Raw genomic sequence first — 13,201 nt, 5'->3', positions numbered from 1 at the left:
GCCGCTAACCAGACATGCACCTCTCGCCGTCTCCGCCGCGTCCCGACGAAGCCACCCGACTGGCCGTCCTGTCCAAGCTGTGTTTGCTCGACACGCCGGCGGACCGGGTGTTCGATCTGATCACCGGGCTGGCCGCGCGCAGCCTGGGCACGCCGATCGCCCTGGTCTCGCTGATCGACGAGCAGCGCCAGTGGTTCAAGTCCAGGATCGGCCTGGACGTGGCGCAGACTCCGCGCAGCCAGGCCTTTTGCGCCTACGCGATCGACAACCCCGAGCTGATGCTGGTGCACGACGCGCGACAGGATCCGCGTTTCTGCGACAATCCGCTGGTCACCGGGCCGCCGTACATGCGCTTCTACGCCGGCGCGCCCTTGCTGATGGCCGACGGCGTCAGCCTTGGCACGCTGTGCGTGATCGACACCGAGCCGCGCGCCGAGTTCGACGACGCCTCCCGCCGCACCCTGCAGGACCTGCGCGACCTGCTGCTGCTGCGGATCGAGACCCTGCGCAACACCGGTTTCGTGGATGCGTTGACCGGGCTGCCCAACCGCAGCCGCTTCGACGAAGACCTGAGCATGTGGATGTCGACGCAGCGTGCGAACCAGCCCGATACCGGGGTGGCGATCGATGTCTGCGGCATCGAGTACTTCCGCGACATGGTCAAGGCGCTGGGCTGGGAATACGCCGAGGGCTACCTGCTGGCCACCCGCGACCGCCTGCTGGAGGCGCTGGACGGGCTGCCGGCCTACCGCATCGACACCACCAGTTTCGCCTTCGTGGTGAAGGACGGCGACCAGGCGCAGCTGGCGCAGCGCTGCGAGCGCGTGTACGGCGCCTTCGCCGCCGCGATCGAACACCAGGGCATTCCGCATGCGGCGACAGCGTCGATCGGCGCGGTGCGCCTGGACGGCGCGCTGAGCGCCAACCATACATTGCGCTCGCTGACCACCGCGGTGGACATGGCGCGTCAGCACGGCCAGCCGTGGAGCCTGTACGAGCGCAGCCACGACGCCAGCCAGCGCAATGCGTTCCGCATCCTGGCCGCGCTGCCGGAGGCGCTGGCCGCGCCCGACCAACTGAGCCTGCACTACCAGCCGCGCGTCAGCATGCACAGCGGCGACTGCATCGGCGTGGAGGCGCTGCTGCGCTGGCGGCATCCGCTGCTCGGCGCGGTCGCGCCCAACGAGTTCATCCCGCTGGCGGAAAAGACCGCGCTGATGAGTCGGGTCACCGCCTGGGTGCTGCAGGCCGGCATCGCCCAGGCCGCGCTCTGGCAGCAGCGCGGGCATGGCTTCAGCGTCGCGCTGAACGTGTCGGCGGTGGACCTGGAGCAGGCCGGTTTCATCGCCATGCTGCGCGAGCTGCTGGCGCGCCATGCGCTGGAACCGGGCCGCATCGAGATCGAATTCACCGAGAGTGCGATGATCCGGCATCCGCAAGGCGTGGCCGAACAGTTGCAGGAAATCAGTGCGCTGGGGGTGAAGATCGCGATCGACGACTTCGGCACCGGCTATAGCAACCTCAGCTACCTCAAGCGCATTCCCGCAAATGCGCTGAAGATCGACCAGTCGTTCATCCGCTCGCTGCCGAGCAGCCGCACCGACAGCATGATCGTGCCGTCGATGATCCGCCTCGGCCACGACTTCGGCCAGCAGGTGGTGGCCGAAGGCATCGAGACCGAGGAGATCTACGAGATGCTGCGCGCCTGGGGCTGCGACGAGGCCCAGGGCTACTGGATCGCACGGCCGATGCCGGCGATGGCGCTGGACGCGTGGCTGGCCAAGCCCTGGCGCGCGCCCTGAGCGCGCCCCGCCCCAGGAACCGGCGGCGGCGCCGTTCATGAGAACACCGCGTACAGCGCGATCAGCTTTCCCCTGTTATCGACGTCCCTGTCGCGGCGGGACAGGGATTGGGCGCATGTCCGCTTATCCGTGGAGGATGAGGCGGCAATCCTGGCCTTCCGCAAGCCCACCTTGCTTCCCCTGGACGACTGCCTCTACGCGCTGCAGCCGAGCCTGCCGCAGCTGACTGGCTCCTCGCTGCATCGCTGCTTGCAGCGCCATGGCGTCTGGCGGCTGCCCGAGATCGGGGGCGACAAGCCTGCCAAGCAGCGGTTCAAGAGCGACCCCATCGGCTGCTTCCCTACCAAGCAGGTACCGGCGCGCATCGATCGGCGCCGAGATTTTCCACGTCTAGTGCGAGCACGCCCGCTTACGGATTACTGGAGATGCGGCCGACCGCTCATCTCTTGCGGCGTGCAGACAAAGATCGCATACAGGCGACTCATAAGCTCATTATGCAACGCATGTCTCATTTATTTTTGTAAAGACTGCGTGATGGCGGCCGTTATTGAGAGAGCGCCTAGCTCCCGAATGCGATCAAGGTTGCCGCCGACATACGGAAGCCGACCCCGATAGGGCGGCATCTCCATGCGTCGCACATCGATTGCTGATGCGCTAGCTGACGTTGCACGCATCCGACGTTCTTTAGTGCCGACACGGAAGACGCAACTGGGTTGGTTTGGCTCGCAGGCTTCACTGATCCCTGCCAGCATTTTCTTGCGCCGCCCACACTTACCACCACGAGGCCCAAAATGCTATCCACCATCAAAAACAAGTTCCTACTTGCGTTGTTGGGAACTCTCATCCCGAGCATCCTTCTCTGCCTGTCCCTGCTTAACAGCTTGCACACGTCCAAGGAAAGTGTGGGTGCCCTCTACACGCGGGACTTCACCGGCTCCGCACTGGCCAGCGATGTCGACGGCCAGCTGACCCGGGTAGACATCAATATCCTGCGCATGATCGCCATCGGTACGCCCGAACTGATCGCGCAGTGGAAGCAGGAGAACGACAAACGCTTCACAGGGGTCGAAGCCAGCATCGCAGAACTCACCCGTTTGCTGACAAACGAGCAGGAGCACAAGGCGCAACTGCAGAAAATCAAGGCCAGTTATGGCCTGATGCGCTTGGGCATGCAGCGCCAAGTGGCCTTGATCGAAGCCGGCGATATCGCTGGCGGTGCGGAAGTGAACCGCACCCAAGTCAAGGACAACGCCAACGCCACCTTCGCCGGGCTTGCCGCGTTGCGGGCAGACCTGAGCGCTTCAGCCAAAACGCGCTACCAGGATCAGCAGGCCGCGGATGCGCGGGCCATGATGCTGTCCGCGGTCGCGCTGTTGCTGATCGCGCTGGCCGGCATCGCCATTGCGCTACTGCTGGGCAACGCCATCTCTCGCTCGATCAGGCAGGCAGTGACGGCGGTCCAGCAGCTGTCGCGCGGCGTGCTCGATGTCAACGTCAAGGTGACCGGCAAAGACGAGACGGTGCAGTTGGCCAGCGCCGTGTATCTGATCCGCGACCGCCTGCAGGGAGTCATCGCCGCGCAGCTGGACATGGCGCGCCGCCACGACGCGGGCGAGATCGGCTACCGCATGGATGAAAGCGCGTTCCCCGGCGACTACGAGCACATGGTGCGCGGTGTCAACGCGTTGGCAGGCTCGCATATCGCGGTGATGATGCGCCTGGCGCAGATCATGGGCCGTTATGCGATCGGCGATCTTTCCGAGGACATGGACCGGCTGCCGGGCGAGAAGGCGGTGCTTACTGAAACGATGGAAACGGTCAAGCAGAACCTGATCGCGATGAATCGCGAGATCGGCCAGTTGGCCGCGGCCGCAGCCGCCGGCGACTTCAGCGTGCGCGGCGACGCCGAGCGCTTCCAGTATGACTTCCGCGCGATGGTCGAAAGCCTCAACACCTTGATGTCCACCGCAGACGGCAACCTTGAGGCGCTGTCCAAGCTGCTGCGGGCCATCGCCGCCGGCGACCTGACGGTGCGCATGCAGGGCGATTTCCATGGCGTGTTCGCGCGTATGCGCGACGATGCCAATGCCACAACCGAGCAGCTGGCCGATATCGTCGGCCGCATCCAGCTGGCCGCCGGCAACATTAATACCGCCTCCAGTGAGATCGCCAACGGCAACGATGATCTGTCGCGCCGCACCGAGCAGCAGGCCGCCAGCCTGGAAGAAACTGCCGCCTCAATGGAAGAGTTAACCTCTACGGTCAAGCAGAACGCCGAGCACGCGCGTCAGGCCAACCAGCTCGCAGTCGGAGCGGCGACGGTGGCCTCGCAGGGCGGCGACGTGGTCGGCCAGGTCGTGGCCACCATGAACGGCATCGAGACTTCGTCGAAGAAGATCGCCGACATCATCTCGGTCATCGACGGCATCGCCTTCCAGACCAACATCCTCGCGCTCAACGCCGCGGTGGAAGCGGCGCGTGCCGGCGAACAGGGCCGCGGCTTCGCCGTGGTCGCCTCCGAAGTGCGCACCCTGGCCCAGCGTTCGGCCGGTGCGGCCAAGGAGATCAAGGGCTTGATCGACGATTCTGTCGCCCAGGTCAGCAAGGGCTCGAGTCTGGTCGGCCAGGCCGGGCAGACCATGCAGGAAATCGTGTCCTCGGTGCAGCGCGTCACCGACATCATGGGCGAGATCTCCGCAGCGTCGCAGGAGCAGTCCGCCGGTATCGAGCAGGTCAATCAAACCATCACCCAGATGGACGAAGCGACCCAGCAAAACGCGGCGCTGGTCGAGGAAGCCACCGCGGCGGCGCGCTCGATGGAGCAGCAGGCCGGACAGCTGACCGATGCCGTGTCGGCATTCAAGATCCGCGCGGGTCTGACGCAACCGCAGCGCCTCACCGCGCCGACAAGGCTGAAGTCGGTTGGACCCAGAGCGGGCGCGGCGCTCCCAACGGTTCGCTGAAGGCCCGAACCACACGCGGCCGATTGGCGTCGGCCGCGGCAGTGCCTTTGGCAAATGCTGCTCCGGGCAACTTGCGCGGAGTGGTCAGGTCGAGTGGCGCACGCCAGCGCACCTACTCGGTTAGGTTGGTGCGCGCGCGGAAAACATTTGTCTATCCTCGTAGACGTTTTGAGCAGCCTGGAGTTGGCGCTTGTGCGCGACGGCATCGAGGGCCAACCAGACCCGGGTCATTGCCGAGGCTGTATTCGGATGGGCGACGTGTTCCGGCCCGTCGCTGGGCGAACGGTTGCTGCTGGCGAAGAACAGGAAATCCAACTGCCGATCGCGCACCACGAGGCTGCCATCGGCCGCGTCCTCCGCCGCGACTGTGCGCCAGCCGGTCCAGCACGCGCGCAACGCCTTGTCCCGAGATCGCGCGCTCCACGTCGCTGGCGACCGCTTCGTGCGTCGCGTCGTCCACGATCACCAGACACTGGATCACCCGACCTTCGGCAGTGCGGTCGAACACGAAGTCCATCGACCACACCTCATTGGCCTGCGATGGCCGCAACAGCGGCTGACGCTCGCCCACTGGCACCTTTTTGCGTCTGCGGCGTCGGACCTGCAGCTGCTGCTCGCGATACAACCACTCCACACGTGTGTCGTTCGCCAGCCGTCCTTCCTGTCGCAGTTTGAGATAGATCATCCCCACGCCGTAGCGGCGATGGCGATGCGCCAGCGCAAGGATGCGTTCGCGTAGATCGATGTTGCGGTCTTCGCGCGGGCGATAGCGCAACGCACTGGCGCTCATGCCGATCGCTGCCAAGGCGCGACGCTCGTTGGCGCCATGCCCGATTCACTCGCGCACCAGCGCACGACGCGCCGGTGCGCTCACCACTTTTTTTCGCAGCGCATCCTTGATCAGGTCGTTCTCGAACACCTGCTCGGCCAGCAACTTCTTCAGCCGTGCGTTCTCTGCCTCCAGGTCCTTGAGCCGCTTGGCATCGGGCACGCTCATCCCGCCGAACTTGCTGCGCCACAGATAGTAGGAGGCCTCGCTGAAGCCATGGCGCCGGCACAGGTCCTTGATCGCCACGCCCGCTTCGGCCCCACGCAGGAAGCCAATGATCTGTTCTTCGGAAAAACGCTTCTTCACGTCCAATCTCCTTGGGGTAGGGAATTGGACTCCAAACGGGGGCGCTACTCAAAATCGGGGGGGACGTCGCCCAGATCGTGTTGCCGTTCGGGTAGTCGACATGCTTGATGCCGGTGCGCTGCCAGTTGAATCGCCCCGGCTTCCCTAGACATCCTCGAGCCTCAAACCTGAGGCCCAATAGGAGGTGCCATGACGAGCAAGTACCGCAAGCTGACGCTGGACATGCGTGATCTGGGTGAACGCTGTGGCAAGCACCGCGTGGCGCGTCTGCTCAAGCTGGAAGGGCTACGGTCGCAGACCGGCTACCGTCGTCGACCCGGCAGACGCGCGGGCAAGCCTGCTGTCGTGGCGCCCAACCCCCTGCAACGCCAGTTCACGGTGGCTGAGCCCAATCAGTCCTGGGTCACCGACATCACCTACATCCGCACTCATGAGGGCTGGCTCTACCTCGCAGTCGTGGTCGATCTGTTCTCGCGCCAGGGGGTGGGCTGGTCCATGGGCAGCCGCATCGATACGGGTCTGGTCCTCGATGCACTGCTGATGGCCTTGTGGCGTCGCCAGCCCAGTGGGCCCGTGACAGTGCATTCGGATCAGGGCAGTCCGTTCACCGGGCATGCCTGGCAGGACTCGCTGCGCGACCACAACCTGATCTCCGGCATGAGCCGCCGCGGAAACCGCCACGACAACGCCGTCGCCGAGAGCTTCTTCCAGTTGCTCAAGCGCGAACGCATACGTCGCCAGATCTACCCAACCCGCAGCGATGCACGCACTGTTGTCTTCACCACATCGAGATGTTCTACAACTCCCGACGACGTCATTCGTCCGCTTCCGGCCTGGCACCGGTAGAGTGCGAACAGCAACATTCCCAACGGCTCAGAAGTGTCTAGGGAAGCCGGGGCGGTTCAAGTTCAGCCTCAGCCACTGCGTCGGGCTGGCGTCTTACTTGCCGCCGGGATCGGAATTGCCGCCGGCCAGCACCGAACCGATGTGGTAGATGTGGACTACGCAGTCCACGGCATTGAGGCGCGGCATTGTCGGCGCAACTGCGGTCGCCGGTTTCAAGAAAGCGTCACAAAGCCCGCCTAAGCTTGGAGCGGAGTCGGCGGTGCGTAGGGGGGCCTGCCATGCATTCCCACCCTCTGGAGAACCTCCCGATGTCACAGCTACCCGATTCCGGTCGCCGACGCGCCCTGCGCCTGCTTGCAGGCACGCCCTTGCTGCCCCTCGGCACCTTGTCCGCTGCAGCGCTGTTGAGTGCTTGCGACGCCGTAGGCGGCACGCCCGGCCATGGCGGCAGCGCGCCACCTCCACCGCCCGGCTCCCCACCCAAGCCGCGACTGCGCTCGGTGAGTTTCGACGGCATGGCCGCGCCCTCGCTGGCCGATCCCGCGGCGATGGCCACCACCACGGTGCGCTCGCACGTGGACATCGTCCTCGGCGACGGCAGCCGGCACCGCTACGCCCTCGCCTATCACCCGTTCTTCGTCACCGGCGACCAGGTGCCCGATGGTGCCGGCGGCAGCGTACTGGCCGGCGGCTACTACGACATCCACAACCGACCGATCCTGGACCGCTCGGTCCCCGGTGCCGAGCGCCCGTTCTTTTCCGATTGTCCGGATGGCTCCTCGCTGCTGATCCTGCCGCAGGCGCGCGTGGCCGGCGTGCACGGCAACACCGTGTTCGCGGTGGTGCAGTTCGAGTACACCACGCGCGACCTCGCCGGCAACGGCACCTCTCGCCAGTTGCCGGCGCCGATCGCGGTGCTGACCCTGGACCAGGATCCGCGCACCGGCCAGTTGCGCCTGGTCAAGTACCACAACGTCGATACCGCGGCGGTGCATGGCCTGTGGACCACCTGCGGCGCCAGCCTGTCGCCATGGAACACGCACCTGTCCAGCGAGGAATACGAGCCCGACGCGGCCAGCATCGCCAGCAACACTCAGTTCCAGCGTTTCAGCGAACATCTCTATGGCGACGCCACGCGCGCCAATCCCTACCACTATGGCCATTTGCCGGAAGTCAGCGTGAACGCGGACGGCACCGGCAGCATCCGCAAGCACTATTGTCTGGGTAGGATATCGCACGAGCTGGTGCAGGTGATGCCCGATCGCCGCACCGTGCTGATGGGCGATGACGCCACCAACGGCGGCCTGTTCCTGTTCGTCGCCGACCGCGAATGCGACCTGTCCAGCGGCAGTCTGTACGTGGCCAAGTGGCAGCAGCTGTCGGGCAGCGGCCCCGGCGCGGCCGCACTGCGCTGGATCCGCCTGGGCAGCGCCAGCAGCACCGAGATCGAGGCCATGGCCGGCGCGCTGCGCATCGCCGACATCATGGACGTGGCCATCCGCGATCCCGGCGATCCCAGCTATACCCGCATCCCCTACAGCGGCAGCTTCAACTGGATCCGGCTGCGTCCGGGCATGGAGCAGGCCGCCGCGTTCCTGGAGACCCACCGCTATGCCGCCCTGGTCGGCGGCAGCCTCGGTTTCACCAAGATGGAAGGCACCACCGTCAACGTGCGCGACAAGATCGCCTATTCGGCGATGTCCTACATCCAGAGCAGCATGCTCGACGGTTCCGGCGACATCCGCGTCGAAGGGCCGACGTCCGGCGCGGTCTACGCGCTCGACCTGCGCGGCGGCCAGCACGACCGCGACGGCCAGCCGATCCGCAGCGACTGGGTGCCGGTGCACATGGCCGCGCCGAGCGCCCTGGTCGGCCGCGACCTGCCCAGCGCCGACGCGCTGGGCAACCTCGCCGACCCCGAGCGCATCGCCAACCCGGACAACATCAAGTTCTCCGAGCGCCTGCGCACGCTGTTCATCGGCGAAGACAGCGCCATGCACGTCAACAATTTCCTGTGGGCCTACAACGTCGACACCGGCAAGCTGTCGCGCCTGCTGTCGGTACCGGCCGGCGCCGAATCCACCGGCCTGCACGCGGTCGACGAGATCCACGGCTGGACCTACGTGATGAGCAACTTCCAGCATCCCGGCGATTGGGAAAGCCCGCTGCACGACAAGGTCAAGGCGCAGCTCGACCCGTTGGTGCGCGCCAACTACAAGGACCGCTACGGCGCGGCGGTGGGCTATCTCACCGGCGATGTGGTCGGGCTGCGATTGGGCTAGGACGCGTCATTCATCCATTCCCGGGTCGACCGCGTTAGGCCGGCCAGGCCGTCAGCGGATGCCGCACGGCGCCGGCTGGCGGCCTGGTCGGCCCACGATGCCGACATGCTCTGCTGCCGCCGCGCGACGTCGGTGACGCCGCAAAAAGAACGGGGCCCGCAAGCCCCGTTGTCATGACGACCGAACCCGCGTCTCAGCCGCGCAACCGCGCCAGCACCGCGCGCGTCACCGGGTCGGCGACCTCGGTGGTTTCGCCCTGCAATGCCGGCAGCAGCTGGCTGGCCAGTTGCTTGCCCAGTTCCACGCCGAACTGGTCGAAGGCGTTGATGCCCCAGATCACCGACTGCACGTAGACGCTGTGTTCGTACATCGCGATCAGCGCGCCCAGCGCCTGCGGGGTCAGCGCGTCGAGCAGGATCAGCGTGCTCGGGCGGCCGCCCGGGTAGTCGCGGTGCGGGTCGTCGCTGCCCTGCCCGTTGGCCAGCGCCTCGGTCTGCGCCAGCAGGTTGGCCAGCAGCGCCTGATGGTTGACCGTGTACGGATCGTCGTTGCGGATGCAGCCGATGAAGTCGGCCGGCACGATGCTGGTGCCCTGGTGCAGGGCTTGGAAGAAGCTGTGCTGCACGTCGGTGCCGGCACCGCCCCACCACACCGGCACGGTATCGGCCTGCACCGGGCTGCCGTCCAGGCGCACGCGCTTGCCCAGGCTCTCCATCACCAGTTGCTGCAGATAGGCCGGCAGCAGCGCCAGACGCTGGTCGTAGGTCATCACCGCCTGCGTGGCGTAGCCGAGCACGTTGCGGTTCCACAGCGTGGTCAGCGCGTGCAGCACCGCCACGTTGCGCTCCAGCGGCGCGCTCAGCGCGTGCGCGTCGAACTGCGCGGCGCCGGCCAGCAACTGCTCGAAGCCGTCGGCGCCGATCGCCAGCGCGATCGGGAAGCCTACCGCCGACCACAGCGAGTAGCGCCCGCCGACCCAGTCCCACATCGGCAGCACGCGGCCGGCGGCGATGTCGAAGGCCTTGGCGGCGCGCTCGGGGTTGGCGCTGACCGCGTACAGGCGCTCGCTGCCGCCGAGCCAGTCGCGCAGGATCTGGCCGTTGAGCAGGGTTTCCTGGGTGCCGAAGGTCTTGGAGATCAGCACGCTGGCGGTGCGCGCCCGATCCAGCGCGGCCAGCGTGCGCTGCATGGCCGCGCCGTCGACGTTGGAGACGAAATGCACGCGGAAACGCGCGCGGTCGACCGGACGCAGCGCGTCGGCGACCAGGCGCGGGCCCAGGTCGGAGCCGCCGATGCCGACGCTGACGATGTCGGTGACTTCGGTCTGCGCCAGCGCGTCGATCAGCGCGCGCATGCGCTGCTGCACCTCGCGCGCCGCGGCATGCGCCTGCGCCGCGACCGGTGCGTCGCTGAGATCGCCGCGCAGCGCCGTATGCAGCGCGGCGCGGCCTTCGGTGGGGTTGACCGTCTCGCCGCGGAACAGGCGCTGGAACGCGCCTGCCACCTCGTGCTCGGCGGCCAGCGCAAACAGCGCGTCAAGCGCGGCGCGGTCGTATTTCTGCCGCGCGAAATTGCAGTACAACGGTCCGACCTGCACTGCCAGAGCATCGGCGCGGCCGGGTTCGGCCGCCAGCAGTTCGGGAAGGCGCGCCCCGCGCAGGCGCTGGGCGTGGGAATGCAGTGCGTCGAAACCGTTGGACTGTGTCATGCGGCCTGCTTCGGAATGCTGTGGTTAGTGTGGGTGATCTTGTTCTGGCCGTCCACGTAGACCAGGGTCGGCTGGAAGCGCGCGGCCTGCTCTTCGCTCATGCCGGCGAAGGCGGCGATGACGATCAGGTCGCCGACCTGCACGTGGCGCGCGGCGCCGCCGTTGAGCGAGACGATGCCGCTGCCTTCGTCGGCGCGGATCGCGTAGGTACTGAAGCGTGCGCCGTTGCTGACGTCCCAGATGTGCACCTGCTCGAACTCGCGGATGCCGGTGGCGTCCAGCAGCAGCCCGTCGATGGCGATCGACCCTTCGTAGTTGAGTTCCGAGTGGGTGACGGTGGCGCGGTGGATCTTGGTCTTCAACAGGCTCAGGTGCATGCTTGCGGTACTACGGCGAGGAAAGACGCGCGAGTTTATCAGCCGAGGGGTTAAACGGCAGTGGCGGCAAGGGCTGGCGGCGCATGCGGCGTTGTCCGGCATGCGTCCCGGCCTATCGGTGACAGGACAGGGTTTGACCTTTGCAGGAACGCCATCGAAGCGACGGCGGATGGCTCCGGGCCGTCGCTCACGACAGGCGACACCGTCGAACGTCCGAATCCGCAAAGCCTCGGGGGTGAAGCCCCTCCCACAGTGCGCCCAGCCGGCTTGCCGCAAGCCCCCTGCAGGAGCGGCTCCGGGTGGCCTCGGGCCATCAGCCGCGACGGGCGACCCAACCGACATGGCGCACGCTCAGCGGCGTCCAGCACCGTATCGACGCATGCGCTGCGGCAGCCGCCACCCGCTGCCGCGCTCAGAACTCCAGGTTGTCGATCAGCCGGGTGCGGCCCAACCGCGCGGCGATCAACGCCACGCGCGGGCCTTCATCATCGTGCGGCTCGCTCAGGTCGGGCAGGCGCAGCACGGTGTAGTCGACGTCGAAACCGGCGGCCTGCAGCTGCGCGCTCGCCGCCGCCTCGATCTCGGCGCGCGGGCGCCCGGCCACCTGGCCGTCGCGCATCGCCAGCAGGGCCTGGCGGATCTGCGCGGCGCGCGGCCGCTCTTCGGACGACAGGTACTGGTTGCGCGAGCTCATCGCCAGGCCGTCGGCCTCGCGCACGATGCTGCCGCCCAGGACCTCGATCGGGAACGCCAGATCGGCGACCATCTGCCGGATCACCGCCAGTTGCTGGTAATCTTTCTTGCCGAACGCGGCCAGGTCCGGCTGCACCTGGTTGAACAGGCGCGCGACCACGGTGCAGACGCCGTCGAAATGGCCCGGCCGGCAGGCGCCCTCCAGTACTTCGCTGACCCCGGGCGTGTGCATGCGCAGCGCCAGCTCCACGCCCAGCGGATACATGCTCTGCACCGTCGGCAGCCACAGCACGTCGCAACCGGCGCCTTCCAGGCCGCTGGTATCGGCGTCGGGGCTGCGCGGATAGCGGGTGAAGTCCTCGTTCGGCCCGAACTGGGTCGGATTGACGAACACGCTGGAGACCACCCGATCGGCGTACTGCCGGGCCAGCATCACCAGCGAGAAATGCCCGGCGTGCAGGTTGCCCATGGTCGGCACGAAGGCCACCCGCAGGCCCTGCCGCTTCCAGCCGGCGACGACGGTGCGCAGCCGCGCCAGGTCGGTGATGGTTTCGATCATTTGGCGTAGGCGTGTTCGACGTCGGGGAAGCTGCCGGCGCGCACCGCATCGGCATAGGCGCGCACGGCGCCGGCGACGGAGCCGCCCTCGGCCAGGAAATCCTTGACGAAACGCGGCCGCCGGTGGCCACTGTCCAGGCCCAGGAAATCGTGCAGCACCAGCACCTGGCCGTCGCAGTCGGGACCGGCGCCGATGCCGATGGCGGGGATGTCGAGCGCAGCGGTGATCCGCGCGGCCAGCGGCGACGGCACGCATTCGAGTACCAGCAGCGCGGCGCCGGCGGCGGCCGCGGCCTTGGCGTCGGCGAGCAGCTTGGCCGCCGCGGCCTCCTCGCGGCCCTGGATCTTGTAGCCGCCGAAGGTCAGCACCGACTGCGGGGTCAGGCCCAGGTGCGAGCACACCGGGATGTCGCGTTCGCTGAGAAAGCGGATCACCTCCAGCTTGTGCCCGGCGCCTTCCAGCTTGACCATCTCCGCGCCCGCCTGCAGCAACCGGGTCGCCGCGTCGAGCGCGCGCTCGGGGGTGGCGTCGGACTGGAACGGCAGGTCGGCCACCAACAGCGCGCGCTGCAGCACCCGCGCGACCGCGGCGGTATGGTAGGCGATGTCGTCCACGGTCACCGGCAGCGTGGAGTCGTGGCCCTGCACCACCATGCCCAGCGAATCGCCGATCAGGATCATGTCCACCCCGTTGGCGTCCAGCACGCGCGCGAAGCCGGCGTCGTAGGCAGTCAGCATCACCAGTTTCTGCTGGCGGCGCTTGGCCTCGGCCAGGGCGGGAACGGTCCAGGGCTTGCTGTCGAGGTGGCTGCTCATAGGCTCATGCGGCACGGTGAT

At 67.1% G+C, this 13,201-nt stretch carries 7 protein-coding genes and 3 pseudogenes; 5 read left to right on the top strand and 5 right to left on the bottom strand.

Annotated features, from left to right (window positions below; genetic code table 11):
- The first annotated feature begins 14 nt into the window (after positions 1-14).
- The 3 genes and pseudogenes from G4Q83_RS08020 (at position 15) to G4Q83_RS08010 (ending at position 4,765) form a co-directional block, all read left to right on the top strand.
- Positions 15-1,802, top strand: a complete 1,788-nt coding sequence (locus tag G4Q83_RS08020; RefSeq protein ID WP_128421528.1) for a sensor domain-containing phosphodiesterase — start codon at positions 15-17, stop codon at positions 1,800-1,802.
- 123 nt (positions 1,803-1,925) lie between these two features.
- Positions 1,926-2,141: pseudogene (locus G4Q83_RS08015) on the top strand (IS481 family transposase); the annotation flags it as partial.
- A gap of 452 nt (positions 2,142-2,593) precedes the next feature.
- Complete coding sequence (locus G4Q83_RS08010; RefSeq protein WP_128421529.1) at positions 2,594-4,765, top strand: methyl-accepting chemotaxis protein; 2,172 nt, start codon at positions 2,594-2,596, stop codon at positions 4,763-4,765.
- Positions 4,766-5,123: 358 nt separating this feature from the next.
- Here G4Q83_RS08010 and G4Q83_RS08005 read toward each other — a convergent pair.
- A pseudogene (locus G4Q83_RS08005) lies at positions 5,124-5,900 on the bottom strand (IS3 family transposase); the annotation flags it as partial.
- A gap of 201 nt (positions 5,901-6,101) precedes the next feature.
- Between G4Q83_RS08005 and G4Q83_RS08000 the strand changes: the two are divergent.
- Positions 6,102-6,787 (top strand): annotated as a pseudogene (locus G4Q83_RS08000) (IS3 family transposase); the annotation flags it as partial.
- A gap of 267 nt (positions 6,788-7,054) precedes the next feature.
- Positions 7,055-9,028 carry a PhoX family protein gene (locus G4Q83_RS07995; RefSeq protein ID WP_128421327.1) on the top strand — a complete coding sequence of 658 codons (1,974 nt, stop codon included), beginning with the start codon at positions 7,055-7,057 and terminating at the stop codon, positions 9,026-9,028.
- A 193-nt stretch (positions 9,029-9,221) separates the two neighbouring features.
- On the opposite strand, the gene pgi is transcribed toward G4Q83_RS07995, so the two are convergent.
- The 4 genes from pgi to panB form a co-directional block, all read right to left on the bottom strand.
- A complete protein-coding gene (gene pgi / locus G4Q83_RS07990) occupies positions 9,222-10,736 on the bottom strand; it encodes a glucose-6-phosphate isomerase (protein WP_128421328.1) in 1,515 nt (504 codons plus the stop codon).
- A complete protein-coding gene (gene panD, locus G4Q83_RS07985) occupies positions 10,733-11,113 on the bottom strand; it encodes an aspartate 1-decarboxylase (RefSeq protein ID WP_128421329.1) in 381 nt (126 codons plus the stop codon). The genes pgi and panD overlap by 4 nt, the downstream gene beginning before the upstream one ends.
- Positions 11,114-11,525: 412 nt before the next feature.
- On the bottom strand, positions 11,526-12,365 hold the full coding sequence (gene panC / locus G4Q83_RS07980; protein WP_128421330.1) for a pantoate--beta-alanine ligase: 840 nt from the start codon (positions 12,363-12,365) through the stop codon (positions 11,526-11,528).
- Positions 12,362-13,180 (bottom strand): 3-methyl-2-oxobutanoate hydroxymethyltransferase, encoded by an 819-nt coding sequence (gene panB, locus G4Q83_RS07975; protein ID WP_128421331.1) that lies wholly within the window; start codon positions 13,178-13,180, stop codon positions 12,362-12,364. Before panB ends, panC begins: the two co-directional genes overlap by 4 nt.
- Between the last annotated feature and the right edge of the window lie 21 nt (positions 13,181-13,201).

Origin of the sequence: Xanthomonas theicola (assembly GCF_014236795.1) — a bacterium.
Taxonomy (GTDB): domain Bacteria; phylum Pseudomonadota; class Gammaproteobacteria; order Xanthomonadales; family Xanthomonadaceae; genus Xanthomonas_A; species Xanthomonas_A theicola.
This window is presented reverse-complemented; position numbering and strand designations above follow the sequence as displayed.

What these genes read in the sequence shown, in the direction of transcription:
- G4Q83_RS08020 (WP_128421528.1), top strand. Translation starts at nt 15, where the DNA reads ATGCACCTCTCGCCGTCTCCGCCGCGTCCCGACGAAGCCACCCGACTG.
- G4Q83_RS08010 (WP_128421529.1), top strand. Translation starts at nt 2,594, where the DNA reads ATGCTATCCACCATCAAAAACAAGTTCCTACTTGCGTTGTTGGGAACT.
- G4Q83_RS07995 (WP_128421327.1), top strand. Translation starts at nt 7,055, where the DNA reads ATGTCACAGCTACCCGATTCCGGTCGCCGACGCGCCCTGCGCCTGCTT.
- pgi (WP_128421328.1), bottom strand. Translation starts at nt 10,736, where the DNA reads ATGACACAGTCCAACGGTTTCGACGCACTGCATTCCCACGCCCAGCGC.
- panD (WP_128421329.1), bottom strand. Translation starts at nt 11,113, where the DNA reads ATGCACCTGAGCCTGTTGAAGACCAAGATCCACCGCGCCACCGTCACC.
- panC (WP_128421330.1), bottom strand. Translation starts at nt 12,365, where the DNA reads ATGATCGAAACCATCACCGACCTGGCGCGGCTGCGCACCGTCGTCGCC.
- panB (WP_128421331.1), bottom strand. Translation starts at nt 13,180, where the DNA reads ATGAGCAGCCACCTCGACAGCAAGCCCTGGACCGTTCCCGCCCTGGCC.